This window comes from Brevundimonas sp. NIBR11 (genome assembly GCF_027912535.1).
Classification (GTDB): domain Bacteria; phylum Pseudomonadota; class Alphaproteobacteria; order Caulobacterales; family Caulobacteraceae; genus Brevundimonas.
The window spans coordinates 3,119,751-3,132,764 of record NZ_CP115465.1; the positions used below are offsets into that span (position 1 = coordinate 3,119,751).

A 13,014-nucleotide genomic window follows, 5' to 3' on the forward strand; every position below is an offset into this window, starting at 1 on the left:
AGGGACAGACCATGGCCGATCCGCTTCACGTCCATTTCGAGGATCTCGAGACCGGTCAGGTGCTGCAACTCGGCGCCTGTGCGGTGGATGAGGCGGCGATCGAACTGTTCGTGGCGAACTTCGCGCCGGGGTGGGATGTCGCCTACGGCGCGCCCGACGCCCTCGTCTATGCGCTGTGGAGCCGGCTGGCGTCCGACAAGGCCGCCGGTTGGGCCCAGTCCAAGCTGCTGGCCGTCGACGGCCTGCGCTTCATGCGCAACCCGCCCGCAGGCGAGCTGCTGCGCGGGCGGATGACGGTGATGGGCAAGGACCCCGTGGGCGACGACAAGGGCATCGTCATCGCCCAGCACGACCTGCTCGACGAAGGCGGCCGGCTGGTCTTTTCGTGCCTGACGCGGGGCGTGTTCGTTCGCAGGTAGGTCGTAGGGCTTGGGGCTTAGCAAGCGACGCGCTTCTAAGACCCACGCCCTACACACCGAGCCCTAGATCAGGCGTTACCCGCCGCGGCTTCGCCTTCGTTGACGCGCTGGAAGGCCAGGGCGATCAGGCGGTCCCAACCCAGCAGCGACACCAGGTGGGCGTAGATCTGGCCGAGCGCGCCGTTGTCGCGCAGTTCGGCGAGCTTCTCGGCCGGCAGGGCTTTCAGCTTGTCTTCCGAGACGGCGAAATAGTCGGCCAGCTTCTGGGGCTCGCCGGGCTCGCCGCGCTCGTTGCGGGGCGTGAAGACGGCTTCACGCACGTCAAACAGGTCCATGTCGGTCAGCAGCTTGACGAAGCTGTCCGTACGCTGGCGTTCCTGTTCGAAGTTATTGCAGAACTCCATCGCCTGGTTGACGTAGTCCGAGGGCTTGCCGTCGTTGAACAGCGGCGACTGGCCGCCTTCGACAACGAACGGGGCGTCGCGGTCGATGCACAGGATCAGGCGCTGGTTCTGCGGATCGTTGGCGAAGACGAAGGGATAGCGACGGACGTAGGCCGGGATGTAGGCCTCGGGGCGGAAGTCGCCCTTGGCATTGACGTACAGGTTTTCAGACTGACGCAGGCCCATGACGGCGACCGGCTGCTTGTTGTCGCCCAGGAAGACGACCGGATACGACAGGGCGGCCGGGGCGAACTCGGTGACGGTCAGCGGCACGACGTGCGACTGGGCCACGAAGGCGTAGGGCTTCTCGACCGGGTTGACGCCCAGCTTGGCGTGCAGGTCGCTCGAGAGCGGCTCGGGCTTGCTGTAGAACAGGACCTTGCCGTCGAGGTCGCCGGAGTTTTGGGGGGCCGTGGTGTCGGTCATGGACGCGAGAGCTCTGGAATGTCGGAAAGGCGGGCCTTCTAGCGGAACCGGCCCGCCGCCGCAAACCGAGGCTCCTGTAGCGGTTAGAAGCGATAGGTGACGCCGACGCGCAGGTTCCTGCCGGGCTGGGGCGCGATGTCCTTCAAAAAGGACGCGTGCTCGCGGGCTTCCTCGTCGGTGATGTTGTGAGCCTCGGCGAAGACGGTGACGTTGCGGTCGGCGAACGGCCGGATCGATCCCGAAAGGTTGATCATCGTATAGCTGTCAGTCGGCAGTTCGAAGGCGGCGACCTCGTCCTGTTCTCCGACGTGGCGGACTTCCAACTGGGCGTCCCACTTGGCGTCGGTCCAGGTCACACGCCCGGTCAGGGAGTAGGGCGGGATGCGCGCGGCCGGACCCAGGTCGGTATCGGCCTTCACATAGTCCGCGGCGGCGCCGAGCTTCAGGCTGCGCTCGCCGGACTCCCAGAGGGCGTAATCGCCCTCCAGCTCGAAGCCGGTGAAGGTGGCGTCAGTCTGGACGTAGGCGAAGATGGGAAAAGGCTCGCCGTCGAAGTCGAAATCGGCGCCGGTCGGGCGCTGGTCGATGAAGCCATCGTATCTGGCGCGATAGACATGCAGGTCGCCTTCGAGCGGGCCGTGCGCGAGGTGGACCGTGCCCTCGAGGGTCAGGACCTTCTCGGAATCGAGGGTCGGGTCGCCCAGTTCGTAGGCGGCGGTGGCGACGTGGACGCCGTCGGAGAAGAGTTCGACCTCGCTGGGGGCGCGCTCGCTCGACGACAGGCTGAAACCGAGGAACAACCCTTGCGCCGGCTTGACGAAGACCGAACCGGAGGCTGACCAGTTGTCGAAATCGCGGGCGACTTCGGACGCGCCGCCGATGGGGGTGGCGGCCAGTTCGCGGCGGTCGTAGCGAAGGCCGCCCTCGAAGCCGTAGCCGCCCAGATCGACGCGCTGAACGGTGTAGAGGCCGGTTTCCTTGATCGTGGTGGCTGGGACGAAAGCCTCCTCGCCGATGGCGTCGAAGTCGCGGTCCAGCACCTGGACCCCGACCACGCCCTGCCAGCCGTCGTGTTCGCGCTGGATCAGCTCGGCCCGGCCCTCATAGCCCGAGGACTGGAAGATGGTGCCGACTTCGGGCCCTTCGAACTCGGTGTGCTCGTAGTCGGCGTAGCCGGCCGACAGGTTGAGCCGCTCGAACCAGGTCGTGTCGAGGTCGCGCTGGGCCCGAAAGTCGTAGCGGGTCTGTTCGAGGTCGATGGAGACTTCCGGCTCCGCCACGGTGCCGTAGTTGGACTGGGTGTTCTTGATCGAGACGCCGACGAATCCGCGGTCGTCGACGTAGGAAGCGCCGGCGCCGACCTGCTGGATTTCGGCGAAGGAGTTGACCACGGTCCCGGCGTTGTCGCGGGCGATCCCTTCCTGGGTCGCCAGACGCTGGGAAATGGCCGAGCCGGGGATGTCGTAGTCGTCGCTGTCGCGCTTGAAGCCATCGACCGTCAGGACGAACGATCCGACGTTGGCCGCCAAGCGGGCGCCGAGGCCATAGCCGTCGTCGACGCTGGAATACTGGGTGGAGACATGGCCGTCGACGCCGCCCTCGGCCGCATGGGTCGGGATGCGCTCATCCAGGATATTGACCACCCCGCCGATGGCCGAGCCGCCGAAGGTCAGGGTCGAGGGACCGCGCACGGTCTCGATCCGGTTGGCTTCGGCCGGGTCCACGGCGACCTGGTGGTCCGGCGACACGGCGCTGGCGTCGATCATGCCCAGACCGTTGGTCAGGACCTGGACGCGCGGACCGGACAGGCCCCGGATCACCGGACGGCTGGCGCCGGGGGCGAAGCTGGAGGAGCGCACGCCCGGCAGGCCGGCGACCAGATCGCCGAGCGTCTGCACCGGGGCGACGGCCAGGGCCTGTTCGTCCAGCACGTCCACGGCGATCAGGCTGGCGTTGTCGGTGACGCCGAACGGCCGGCCCGTGACGATGACGTCGTCGACCGAGTCTTCCTGCGCCGGCGCCGTCTGCGCGTGGGCGGCGCCGGCCATGGCGGCCACGGAGACGGCGAGACGGAGGGCGGAACGGGACACGGAAACAGGACGCATGGCGATCTTTCAGCGAAGGAAGAGCGAGAGTGTTATGAGATAACATCACGAACCGTCAAGTGGCCATGGTTGCGGTGCGCCTCCGGGCGGCTTAGCTCTGGGGCATGGGATCCCACTGCGGCCACGACCATCACGACACCGGCCTCAGCACGGTCGAGATCGCCCGCGCCCTGAGTGCGGCCGAGGCGCGCTGCGTGGATCAGGGCGAGCGGATGACCGCGCCGCGTCGTCGGGTGCTGGAACTGCTGCTGCAGGCCGGCGAGGCGGTGAAGGCCTACGACCTGATCGCCCGCTATGGCGCGGACGGGGTCGCGGCCAAGCCGCCGACCGTCTATCGCGCGCTGGAGTTTCTCGAAAAGACAGGCATGGCGCACCGGATCGCCTCGATCAGCGCCTATGTGGCCTGTTCGGTCGGGGACCGGGCCCACGCCGCCGCCTTCCTGATCTGCGACTGCTGTGGCGCGACCGAGGAGGTCACCCCGCCCGAGGGCGAGGCCCTGACCCGCGCCGCCGAGACCGCCGGCTACGTCATCGAACACACGACGATCGAGGCGCACGGCAGATGCCCGGTCTGCCGGGTCTCGGCATAGGCCGATCAAGGCTGGCGTCGGGGCGTTCGGCTCACTAGGTTCGATCCATGGACGCCGCCCGGCTCTCCCCGCCTCGCCGCCTGACCGTGCCCATCGACAATCGATGGGGCGCGGGCGATCTGTCGGTGCTGGACTTCGGCGATCCCAAGCGGCCGGTCGATCTCGTCTTCTGTCACGCCAACGGTTTCAACGCCCAGGCCTACCGTTCCATCCTCGCGCCATTGGCCTCGTCCCTGCGCATCCTCGCGCCCGACCTGCGCGGGCACGGCGCCACGACCCTGCCCCTGCCAGCGAAACGCAAGGGGTGGCAGGATCATCGCGACGACCTGGTCGCCCTGCTCGACAGCATCGACGGACCTCCGGTGGTCTTGGCCGGCCATTCGATGGGCGCGACCAGCGCCCTTCTGGCGACGGCGGAGCGGCCGGAAAAGGTCTCGCAGGTCGTCGCCTTCGACCCCGTCATCTGGAAACGCTGGGCCGTCGCGGCCCTGAAGCTGCCGCTGATCGACCGCCTGCCGGGTCATATCCCGCTGGTAAAGGGGGCGCTCAGACGCCGGGCGCGGTTCGACAGCCGGGAACAGGCTCTAGCCGCCTATCGCAACCGGGGGGCCTTCAGGGGCTGGTCCGACGTCATGGTGGTCGACTACCTCGGCTCAGGGCTGAAGGCGGAGGGAGACGGCTTTGTCCTGACATGCCCGCCGACATGGGAAGCCTCCAACTACGCGGCCCAAGGCCACGATCCGTGGAAGGCCATGCGCGACGCCGGCCGTCCGGTCCGAATCCTGAAGGCGGAGAACGGATCCACCTGCGCGGTCGAACCCTCGCCGCGCGGCCTGCCTCTGGTGACGGTCGAGACCGTGGCGGAGGGCACGCATTTCTTCCCGATGCTGCGCCCCGATATCGCCCGCGACGCCCTGTTCGACGCGGCGGTTTGAAAGATCAGCGCCCGGTCTTGGCGGCGTAGTCGGCGCGGTCCCGCTCGGTGGCGGCGGCGCGGGCGGCCTTCTCGGCGGCCAGACGATCCTCGATCTGGAGCAGTTCGCGGTTCTGTTCGTCCGAGGCCTGGGCCCGCGTCACGCCCGCCGGGCGGCCGGTGATGTCGGGCAGGTAGATCGGCTGCACGCACTCCCGACCTTCCTCGTACCACCAGCGCCCGCTTCGGGTGCAGGCGTCTTCCGGCGCGACATAGAACCGCTGGTAGGCCACGGCGCCGAGGGCCAGAACGGCGAACAGCGCGCCGAACAGGATCGACAGGCGACGCATGGTCAGGAAGCGGTTCATCGAAATCTCATCCCCGGCGACGACCGAAGTTCACGTCGCGTTACGTTGACAGGCTGTTTCGCCCGTTCCATTCCCTGCCGCAACATTTCGGCGATCCTAAGGACTGGCGCACATGAAGGTTCTCGTCCCCGTCAAACGGGTGATCGACTATAACGTCAAGGCCCGCGTGAAGGCGGATCAGACCGGCGTCGATCTGGCCAACGTCAAGATGAGCATGAACCCCTTCGACGAAATCGCCGTCGAGGAGGCCGTTCGCCTGAAAGAGGGCAAGGAGCATCACGCGGCCGGGACGGTCGACGAGATCGTGGTCGTCTCCATCGGCGTGACCCAGGCCCAGGAAACCATCCGCACGGCCCTGGCCATGGGCGCCGATCGCGGCATCCTGATCCAGTCGGACGCCGACCTGGAGCCGCTGGCCGTCGCAAAGCTTCTGAAGGCGGTGGTCGACGAGGAGAAGCCGGACCTGGTCCTGATGGGCAAGCAGTCCATCGACGGCGACAACAACGCCGTGGGCCAGATGCTGGCCGCCCTCTTGGACTGGCCCCAGGCCACCTTCGCCGCCAAGATCGAGATCGCCGACGGCAAGGCGACCGTGACTCGCGAAGTCGACGGCGGCATCCAGACCCTGGCCGCGCCGCTTCCGGCCGTGGTCACCGTGGACCTGCGCCTCAACACCCCGCGCTATGCGTCTCTGCCGAACATCATGAAGGCCAAGAAGAAGGAGATCGCCATGAAGGCGGTCGCCGACTACGGCGTCGATGTCGCCGACCGTCTGAAGGTCCTCAAGGTCACCGCCCCGCCGACCCGCTCGGCCGGGATCAAGGTGGCTGACGCCGCCGAACTCGTCTCGAAACTCAAGACCGCGGGAGCGCTGTAAATGGCCGTCCTCGTCATCGCCGATCACGACGGTTCGGCCGTCCGCGACAGCACCCACAAGACCGTGACCGCCGCAGCCGCCCTGGGCGGCGACGTCGACATCCTGGTCGTCGGTTCGGGCGCCCAGGCCGCCGCCGACTCGGCCGCCAAGATCGCCAACGTCCGCAAGGTCCTGCTGGCCGAAAGCGGCGAGCTGGGTCACCAGCTGGCCGAGGCCGTGACAGCGACCGTCGTCGGCCTGGCCGGCGGCTACGACGCGATCCTGTCGCCCGCCACCATGGACGGCAAGAACTTCATGCCGCGCATCGCCGCCAAGCTGGACGTCGCCCCGATCTCGGACATCGTCGAGGTCGTCTCGGCCGACACCTTCGTGCGCCCGATCTACGCCGGCAACGCGCTGGAGACGGTCCAGTCGTCGGACGCCAAGAAGGTCATCACCGTCCGCGCCACCAGCTTCCCCCCCGCCGCCGAGGGCGGCTCGGCCCCGGTCGAGACCGTCGCCGGTTCGGACGCCGGCAAGGCCGCCTTCGTCGGCGAGGAGATGGTCAAGTCGGACCGTCCCGAACTGGGCGCCGCCAAGATCGTCGTCTCGGGCGGTCGCGCCCTGGGCTCGGCCGAGGAGTTCCACGCGGTGATCGAGCCCCTGGCCGACAAGCTGGGCGCCGCCGTCGGCGCCTCGCGCGCGGCCGTGGACGCGGGCTACGCCCCCAACGACTACCAGGTCGGCCAGACCGGCAAGGTCGTCGCCCCGGCCCTCTACATCGCCGTCGGCATCTCGGGCGCCATCCAGCACCTGGCCGGGATGAAGGACTCCAAGATCATCGTCGCCATCAACAAGGACGCCGACGCCCCGATCTTCCAGGTCGCCGACTACGGCATCGTCGGCGACTACAAGACCGTCGTGCCGGAACTGATGGCCGCTCTCGGCTGAGCGCAACGACCGACTTCGAACGAGGGCGCGGGTCGCAGGGTCCGCGTCCTTTTTTTTGGCTGCTTGACTCATTTCGACGTTTAGCTAATTGTCGATTCATGAGCTCGGTGTTCAAGGCCCTGTCCGATCCGACCCGCCGCAAGGTGCTTCAGCTCCTGCGTCAGGGGCCGATGACGGCCGGCGATCTGTCCGACCGGTTCGACGTCTCCAAGCCGACCATGTCGGCCCATTTCGCCGTCCTGAAGGAGGCCGATCTGGTCCACGCGGAGAAGGCGGGGAAGTCGGTCGTCTACCACCTGAAGCTCTCGGTGCTCGAAGAGGCCCTTCTGGGCTTCGTCCATTCATTCGGCCTCGACGCGGAAACGCCGACGCCCTCAGAGGAGCCTGCGAAATGACCAAAGACCTGACCAACAGCGTGGCCTGGGGTGGCGGCATCGTCGTTCTCGCCCTGGCCTGCGCTCTCGCCCGCGCCCTCGGCTATATCGATCAGGAGACGACGCTGCGGATCGTGCTCGGCGCGACCGGCCTGATGATCGCCTCGTTCGGCAACCGCATCCCCAAACGGTTCGTATCCGGCGCCGGAGCCCGTAAAGCCCAGCGGGTCACGGCCTGGTCGATGGTGATCAGCGGTCTCGCCTACGCCGCCGCCTTCGTCTTCTTTCCGATCGAAACGGCGGTTCCGGTCGGCGTCGGCGCGATCCTTTTGGGCATGGCGACCGCGTTCGGCTACTGCCTGTCGCTCAGGAACAAGGCAAAAACGGCCTGATCGCTGCGTCTTACAGGAATGTAATGTTTCCGCCTTTGACGGAGGGCTTGCGACGCTCTTGTAATCCGCCCCGATCCGCGCCGCCCGGCGCGACAGGAGGGGTTTTGCGAATGATCCGTCACGCCTTGCGGGGGCCCAGCCTCGCCGTCGTCGCCTGCGCGCTCGCGCTTTCAGCCTGCGCCACTACGGACGGCCCTGCCGCCTCCGCCGATGACGGCGCGTCCAGCCCGCCGCGCGAACGGACCCTGGCGCGCGGCCTCGACTACGCCGCCAACCCCGATCCCTATCCCTCGACCTACCAGCCCCTGCCGCGCGACAACGTCGCCATCGTCGGCGGCACGGTCCTGACCGGCACGGATCAGCGCATCGAGAACGGCATGGTCCTGATGTCGGACGGCAAGGTCGAGGCTGTCGGTCCGGCATCGACGCCCGTCCCCGCCGGCTACCGCGTCGTCGATGCGCGCGGCCGCTACGTGACCCCCGGCATCATCGACGTCCACTCCCACCTCGGCGTCTATCCGTCCCCGGGCGTGCAGGGCATGTCGGACGGCAACGAGGCGACCAGCCCGAACACCGCCCAGGTCTGGGCCGAGCATTCCCTGTGGCCCCAGGATCCCGGATTCAACACCGCCCGGGCGGGCGGCGTCACCACCCTCCAGATCCTGCCCGGCTCGGCCAACCTGTTCGGCGGCCGGTCGGTGACTGTGCGGAACGTCCCTTCGATCTCGATGCAGGGGATGAAATTCCCGGGCGCCCCCTACGGCGTGAAGATGGCCTGCGGCGAGAACCCGTCGCGCGTCTATGGCGGCCGCAACCAGTCGCCGGCCACGGGCATGGGCAATGTCGCCGGCTACCGCGCCGCCTTCATCGCCGCCCAGGACTATCGCGACAAGTGGGACAAGTGGCGCGAGACCGGTGAGGGCTCGCCCCCGACCCGCAACCTGCAGAACGAGACCCTGGCGGGCGTTCTGGACGGCTCGATCATGGTGCAGAACCACTGCTACCGCGCCGACGAGATGATGGTGATGCTCGATATCGCCAATGAGTTCGGCTACCGCGTCACCGCCTTCCACCACGCCATCGAGGCCTACAAGATCGCGCCCCAACTGGCCGCCGCCGGCGTCTGCGCCGACATGTGGACCGGCTGGTGGGGCTTCAAGATGGAGGCGCTCGACGCGGTCGAGGAGAACGCCGCCCTCGTCGACGCCCCCGAAGGCTCCTGCGCCGTCATCCACTCCGACGACGCCCAGCTGACCCAGCGCCTCAATCAGGAGGCCGCCGCGGCCCTCGCCGCCGGTCGTCGCGCCGGGCTGAACATCAGTGACGAGCACGCCATCAGCTGGATCACCTCCAACGCCGCCCGCTCCATCGGTATCGGCGACGAAACCGGCTCGCTGGAGACCGGCAAGCGCGGCGACGTGGTGATCTGGAGCGCCAGCCCGTTCTCGATCTACGCCCGCGCCGATCAGGTCTTCATCGACGGGGCCCTGACCTTCGACCGTTTCGACCCGCGCTATCAGCCCGTGTCCGACTTCGAGCTGGGCCAGCCCGGCTTCGGCATCGCCGCCGCCAACATCGCTCCGGGAGCCCGCTGATGCGCCGTCTCGCAATCGTCTCGCTGACCGCCCTCGCGCTGTCGGCCATGCCCGCTCTGGCTCAAGTGACGGCCATCACGGGCGGCCGCGTCCTGACCGGAACCTCGGTCATCGAGAACGGCACGGTCGTCATCGACGGCGGCCGCATCGTCTCGGTCGGGACCGGCGCGGCTCCGTCCGGCGCCCGCGTCATCGATGCGCGCGGCAAGGTCGTCACCCCCGGCTTCGTCGCGGTCGATAGCGGCCTCGGCCTGACCGAGATCTCCTCGGTCGGCGGCTCGGAAGACCAGTCCAACGGCGCCAACACCATCTCGGCCTCGTTTGACGTCTCCTATGGCCTCGACCCCTGGTCCATCGCCATTCCGGTGGCGCGTCTGGGCGGCATCACCCGCGCCATCGTCGTGCCGAACCATCCCGGCGGCTCGGGCGGGCATGAGCATCAGGATGACAGCGACTTCGCCGGCGCCGGCGAGGGCGGCTTCCAGACGCCCGGCCTGTTCGCCGGCACGGCCTCGGTGATCCATCTGGCCGCCGGGACCGACGTCCTGGTCCAGCCGCGCGTGGCCATGGTCGCCCCATTCGGCGAGGCCGGCGCGGGCGTCGCCGGCGGCGCGCGGGGCGCCGAGTTCACCCTGTTCAAGGAAACACTGGCCGAGGTGCGTCTCTATGCCCGCAACAAGGCCGCCTACGACCGCGCGGCCCTGCGTGACCTGTCGATCTCGCGCGCCGATCTGGAGGCCCTGATCCCGGTCGCCAACGGGGAGATGCCCCTGATCGTCACCGTGCACCGCGCCGCCGATATCCAGCAGGTCCTGCGTCTCGGCCGCGAGGAAGGGGTCAAGCTGATCCTGGACGGCGCCGAGGAAGGCTGGCTGGTCGCCGCCGACATCGCCGCCGCAAACGTGCCGGTGCTGCTGAACCCCATCTCCAACCTGCCGGGCAATCTCGAGATGCGGGCGGCGCGGATGGAAAACGCGGCGGCCTTGAACGCGGCCGGCGTGGTCATCGCCATCAAGGGCAACGAAGGTTCGGTCCACCGCGCCCGCGAGGCTCGCTACAACGCCGGCAACGCCGTCTCGCACGGCCTGCCGTTCGAGGCGGCCATCGCGGCCCTGACCGTGAACCCGGCGCGCATCTTCGGCATGGGCGGCCAGTTCGGCGAGCTGCGGGCGGGCGCGGCGGCGGATGTGGTCGTCTGGTCCGGCGATCCTCTGGAGCCTCTGTCGTCGGTGACGGCGGAGTTCATCAACGGCCAGGAACAGTCCCTGACCAGCCGCCAGATCCTGCTGCGCGATCGTTACCGCAACGGCGGCCGTGTCGGCGGGGGGATGCCGGTGGCGTACGGGCAGTAACAGCACTCCCTCCCCCTCGGGGGAGGGAGATGTATACCGACACCATGCCCACCCCCCGCATCTTCATCGACGCCGACGCCTGTCCGGTGAAGGACGAGGTCTATCGCGTGGCCGAACGCTACGGGTTGAAGGTGTTCGTCGTCTCGAACGGCTGGATCAACACCCGCCGCGACGCCTTCATCGAACAGGCCGTGGTCGACGCCGGGCCTGACATCGCCGACGACTGGATCGCCGAACGCGCCGGTCCCGGCGACATCGTCATCACCCAGGACATCCCCCTGGCCGACCGCTGCCTGAAATCCGGCGCCCAGGCGCTGAAGTCGAACGGGGCCCCCTTCACGGCCGACTCCATCGGTTCGGCGCTGGCGGGGCGGATGGTGGGCGAACATCTGCGCTCCATGGGGGTCGCCACCTCCGGCCCGCCGCCGTTCGGACCCAAGGACCGCTCCGCCTTCCTCCAGGCGCTGGACCGGGCCGTCGTCATGGCCAAACGGGTCGCGCCGTGACCGTCATCCCCGAAAGCGAACTGGAGTTCCGCTTCTTCCGCGCGGGCGGTCCGGGCGGCCAGAACGTCAACAAGGTCTCGACCTCGGTTCAGATGCGGTTCGATGCGAAGAACTCGCCCTCCCTGCGCGATCCCGTCCGCGAGCGGCTGATGAAGCTGGCGGGCAGTCGGCTGACGCTCGACGGAGTCATCGCCATCACCGCCGTCCGCTATCGCACCCAGGAGCGCAACCGCGCCGACGCCATCGAGCGGCTGCAGGAACTGGTCGACAAGGCCTCCATCGCCCCGACCTATCGCGTGCCGACCAGGCCGACCCGCGCCTCCAAGGAACGCCGCCTTCAGGCCAAGTCGGGACGGTCCGCGATCAAGAGCGGCCGCGGCAAGCCCTCGCTGGATTAGCCGGGCGCGTGGTCCATCATCTGCTGCAACGGCGTGCGCGGCAGGGTGGCCAGGGTCAGGGCGCCGTCGCGGTCGGTGTCGAGAGCGACGAACCAGCGCTCGGTCGCCTGAGCCCATTCCTGGGCGGTGACCGTCTGGTTGGTGTCGGTGTCGGCGGCCTTCACCGGTTGCGGATAGTTGAAGAAGCCGGCGGCGGCGATGGGTCCATAGGCCAATGGACCGGTCGGTGCGCGCTGACGCTGGCGGCGTCCCGCTTCCTGCGGAGGGTTGCCCAGACCCAACTGACGGTCGCCGCCGAAGCCTTCCAGCCGGCGTCCCGGCGCTCTCGGCCCGCCCTGCATGCCGGGCAGACGCGCGCGGGCGGCGGCCAAGGCCTCCTCGTATACGGCGATCTCGTCGGGCGTCAGCCGGCCGTCGCGATCGGTGTCGAGCGCCGTGAATTGACGCCGACCGTCGGCGGTGAACTCATCGGCCGTCACGCGTCCGTCGCCGTCCGTATCGGCGCCCGAGAACCAGACAGCGACCGGCCAGGGCTCCCCCGGACGCGAGAAGAACAGCTCTCCGAACGGGCTGACGAAGAGACCGGGTCGCGGTCCCTGCGGGCCGCCGGGACCACCTGGGCCGTGCGGACCTCCGGGGCCTCGCGGACCGGGATCCGAGGCGCAGCCGGTCAGGACGACGCCGCCGAGAGCGCCCACTCCGAGGAGGATGGCGGCGATACGCTTCATGGAAAGGTCCGGGGGAGGAGGCGGGAGGGGGGGTCAGGCGCCGGGCGCAGCCGACGTGGCCGGCGCGGCGGCCGGATCGGACGATTCGGGAGGGGCCTCGCGGAAGCGAAGCGCGGCGACCAGACCGCCGTCCTCCAGCCCGACCTGCCACTGGGTCGCGGCGTTGTCGAAGATGACGAGGAACTGGCCCACGCCGTTGGCGGCGCCCTGAGGCTCGATCGACTGGACCGCGCCATAGCCTCGGATAAGGCGGGAATAGTTGGGCAGCTGGGCGTTCAGCTGGGTCGCCACGCCGGGGGTGAACAGGCGCTCGTCGATGTCGGCGGCCCGGAACTGGTCGATCACGGAGCGCAGTGCGGCTTCGGCCATCTGGGCGTCCGAGACCTGGGGCGCGGGCGCGGGTTCCGGCGCCGGCCGGGGCAGGGTCGGCGCGGCGGGCGCGTCGAAGGTGTTGGGAAGGGTGGCCGCGGCCCCGCTGGACGACGGCGCCAGCGAGCGGCTGCGGTTCAGGTCCTGCGTCGCCTGCTGGGCGAGCACGGGTCCGGCGCAGGCGGTCAGGGCGAGGACGAGGGCGGCGGTCTTGATCGAGACGGTCATG

Annotated in this window: 16 protein-coding genes; 11 read left to right on the forward strand and 5 right to left on the reverse strand. The window is 68.8% G+C overall.

Annotated elements, in window-relative coordinates; translation table 11 throughout:
- The first annotated feature begins 11 nt into the window (after positions 1-11).
- Positions 12-419 (forward strand): acyl dehydratase, encoded by a 408-nt coding sequence (locus tag O5O43_RS15680; RefSeq protein ID WP_271084835.1) that lies wholly within the window; start codon positions 12-14, stop codon positions 417-419.
- A 68-nt stretch (positions 420-487) separates the two neighbouring features.
- Here O5O43_RS15680 and O5O43_RS15685 read toward each other — a convergent pair whose 3' ends face one another.
- Together O5O43_RS15685 and O5O43_RS15690 are read right to left on the reverse strand one after the other, a co-directional pair.
- Positions 488-1,288: a SapC family protein gene (locus O5O43_RS15685; RefSeq protein ID WP_271084836.1), complete on the reverse strand. Its 801-nt coding sequence runs from the start codon at positions 1,286-1,288 to the stop codon at positions 488-490.
- Between the two features lie 83 nt (positions 1,289-1,371).
- The gene (locus tag O5O43_RS15690) at positions 1,372-3,393 is read right to left on the reverse strand and encodes a TonB-dependent receptor (protein WP_271084837.1); all 2,022 of its coding nucleotides are present in this window, start codon (positions 3,391-3,393) and stop codon (positions 1,372-1,374) included.
- A gap of 104 nt (positions 3,394-3,497) precedes the next feature.
- On the opposite strand from O5O43_RS15690, the gene O5O43_RS15695 reads away from it, so the two are divergent.
- Together O5O43_RS15695 and O5O43_RS15700 are read left to right on the forward strand one after the other, a co-directional pair.
- Complete coding sequence (locus O5O43_RS15695) at positions 3,498-3,983, forward strand: Fur family transcriptional regulator (protein WP_271084838.1); 486 nt, start codon at positions 3,498-3,500, stop codon at positions 3,981-3,983.
- Positions 3,984-4,030: 47 nt separating this feature from the next.
- Positions 4,031-4,918 carry an alpha/beta hydrolase gene (locus O5O43_RS15700; RefSeq protein WP_271084839.1) on the forward strand — a complete coding sequence of 296 codons (888 nt, stop codon included), beginning with the start codon at positions 4,031-4,033 and terminating at the stop codon, positions 4,916-4,918.
- Positions 4,919-4,922: 4 nt separating this feature from the next.
- Here O5O43_RS15700 and O5O43_RS15705 read toward each other — a convergent pair whose 3' ends face one another.
- Positions 4,923-5,264, reverse strand: coding sequence for a hypothetical protein (locus O5O43_RS15705; RefSeq protein ID WP_271084840.1), 342 nt, complete (start codon positions 5,262-5,264; stop codon positions 4,923-4,925).
- Between the two features lie 112 nt (positions 5,265-5,376).
- Here O5O43_RS15705 and O5O43_RS15710 point away from each other — a divergent pair, with 112 nt between their 5' ends.
- The 8 genes from O5O43_RS15710 (at position 5,377) to arfB (ending at position 11,688) form a co-directional block, all read left to right on the forward strand.
- Positions 5,377-6,141 (forward strand): electron transfer flavoprotein subunit beta/FixA family protein, encoded by a 765-nt coding sequence (locus O5O43_RS15710; RefSeq protein WP_271084841.1) that lies wholly within the window; start codon positions 5,377-5,379, stop codon positions 6,139-6,141.
- Positions 6,142-7,071, forward strand: coding sequence for an FAD-binding protein (locus tag O5O43_RS15715; RefSeq protein WP_271084842.1), 930 nt, complete (start codon positions 6,142-6,144; stop codon positions 7,069-7,071). It begins immediately after the preceding gene.
- A 98-nt stretch (positions 7,072-7,169) separates the two neighbouring features.
- Positions 7,170-7,466, forward strand: a complete 297-nt coding sequence (locus tag O5O43_RS15720) for an autorepressor SdpR family transcription factor (protein WP_271084843.1) — start codon at positions 7,170-7,172, stop codon at positions 7,464-7,466.
- Positions 7,463-7,837 carry an ammonium transporter gene (locus tag O5O43_RS15725; protein WP_271084844.1) on the forward strand — a complete coding sequence of 125 codons (375 nt, stop codon included), beginning with the start codon at positions 7,463-7,465 and terminating at the stop codon, positions 7,835-7,837. The genes O5O43_RS15720 and O5O43_RS15725 overlap by 4 nt, the downstream gene beginning before the upstream one ends.
- Before the next feature lie 110 nt (positions 7,838-7,947).
- Positions 7,948-9,432, forward strand: a complete 1,485-nt coding sequence (locus tag O5O43_RS15730; protein WP_271084845.1) for an amidohydrolase — start codon at positions 7,948-7,950, stop codon at positions 9,430-9,432.
- The gene (locus O5O43_RS15735; protein WP_271084846.1) at positions 9,432-10,784 is read left to right on the forward strand and encodes an amidohydrolase family protein; all 1,353 of its coding nucleotides are present in this window, start codon (positions 9,432-9,434) and stop codon (positions 10,782-10,784) included. Before O5O43_RS15730 ends, O5O43_RS15735 begins: the two co-directional genes overlap by 1 nt.
- 44 nt (positions 10,785-10,828) lie before the next feature.
- The gene (locus tag O5O43_RS15740; protein WP_271086450.1) at positions 10,829-11,290 is read left to right on the forward strand and encodes a YaiI/YqxD family protein; all 462 of its coding nucleotides are present in this window, start codon (positions 10,829-10,831) and stop codon (positions 11,288-11,290) included.
- Positions 11,287-11,688 carry an alternative ribosome rescue aminoacyl-tRNA hydrolase ArfB gene (gene arfB, locus O5O43_RS15745; protein WP_271084847.1) on the forward strand — a complete coding sequence of 134 codons (402 nt, stop codon included), beginning with the start codon at positions 11,287-11,289 and terminating at the stop codon, positions 11,686-11,688. Before O5O43_RS15740 ends, arfB begins: the two co-directional genes overlap by 4 nt.
- Here the strand turns inward: arfB and O5O43_RS15750 are convergent.
- Positions 11,685-12,416, reverse strand: a complete 732-nt coding sequence (locus O5O43_RS15750; RefSeq protein ID WP_271084848.1) for a hypothetical protein — start codon at positions 12,414-12,416, stop codon at positions 11,685-11,687. The two genes, arfB and O5O43_RS15750, sit on opposite strands and share 4 nt — an antisense overlap.
- A 33-nt stretch (positions 12,417-12,449) precedes the next feature.
- The gene (locus O5O43_RS15755) at positions 12,450-13,013 is read right to left on the reverse strand and encodes a hypothetical protein (RefSeq protein ID WP_271084849.1); all 564 of its coding nucleotides are present in this window, start codon (positions 13,011-13,013) and stop codon (positions 12,450-12,452) included.
- Position 13,014 lies beyond the last annotated feature (1 nt).

What these genes read in the sequence shown, in the direction of transcription:
- O5O43_RS15715 (WP_271084842.1), top strand. Translation starts at nt 6,142, where the DNA reads ATGGCCGTCCTCGTCATCGCCGATCACGACGGTTCGGCCGTCCGCGAC.
- O5O43_RS15730 (WP_271084845.1), top strand. Translation starts at nt 7,948, where the DNA reads ATGATCCGTCACGCCTTGCGGGGGCCCAGCCTCGCCGTCGTCGCCTGC.
- O5O43_RS15690 (WP_271084837.1), bottom strand. Translation starts at nt 3,393, where the DNA reads ATGCGTCCTGTTTCCGTGTCCCGTTCCGCCCTCCGTCTCGCCGTCTCC.
- O5O43_RS15710 (WP_271084841.1), top strand. Translation starts at nt 5,377, where the DNA reads ATGAAGGTTCTCGTCCCCGTCAAACGGGTGATCGACTATAACGTCAAG.
- O5O43_RS15755 (WP_271084849.1), bottom strand. Translation starts at nt 13,013, where the DNA reads ATGACCGTCTCGATCAAGACCGCCGCCCTCGTCCTCGCCCTGACCGCC.
- O5O43_RS15700 (WP_271084839.1), top strand. Translation starts at nt 4,031, where the DNA reads ATGGACGCCGCCCGGCTCTCCCCGCCTCGCCGCCTGACCGTGCCCATC.
- O5O43_RS15695 (WP_271084838.1), top strand. Translation starts at nt 3,498, where the DNA reads ATGGGATCCCACTGCGGCCACGACCATCACGACACCGGCCTCAGCACG.
- O5O43_RS15735 (WP_271084846.1), top strand. Translation starts at nt 9,432, where the DNA reads ATGCGCCGTCTCGCAATCGTCTCGCTGACCGCCCTCGCGCTGTCGGCC.
- O5O43_RS15725 (WP_271084844.1), top strand. Translation starts at nt 7,463, where the DNA reads ATGACCAAAGACCTGACCAACAGCGTGGCCTGGGGTGGCGGCATCGTC.
- O5O43_RS15705 (WP_271084840.1), bottom strand. Translation starts at nt 5,264, where the DNA reads ATGAACCGCTTCCTGACCATGCGTCGCCTGTCGATCCTGTTCGGCGCG.
- O5O43_RS15720 (WP_271084843.1), top strand. Translation starts at nt 7,170, where the DNA reads ATGAGCTCGGTGTTCAAGGCCCTGTCCGATCCGACCCGCCGCAAGGTG.
- O5O43_RS15680 (WP_271084835.1), top strand. Translation starts at nt 12, where the DNA reads ATGGCCGATCCGCTTCACGTCCATTTCGAGGATCTCGAGACCGGTCAG.
- O5O43_RS15740 (WP_271086450.1), top strand. Translation starts at nt 10,829, where the DNA reads ATGCCCACCCCCCGCATCTTCATCGACGCCGACGCCTGTCCGGTGAAG.
- O5O43_RS15750 (WP_271084848.1), bottom strand. Translation starts at nt 12,416, where the DNA reads ATGAAGCGTATCGCCGCCATCCTCCTCGGAGTGGGCGCTCTCGGCGGC.
- O5O43_RS15685 (WP_271084836.1), bottom strand. Translation starts at nt 1,288, where the DNA reads ATGACCGACACCACGGCCCCCCAAAACTCCGGCGACCTCGACGGCAAG.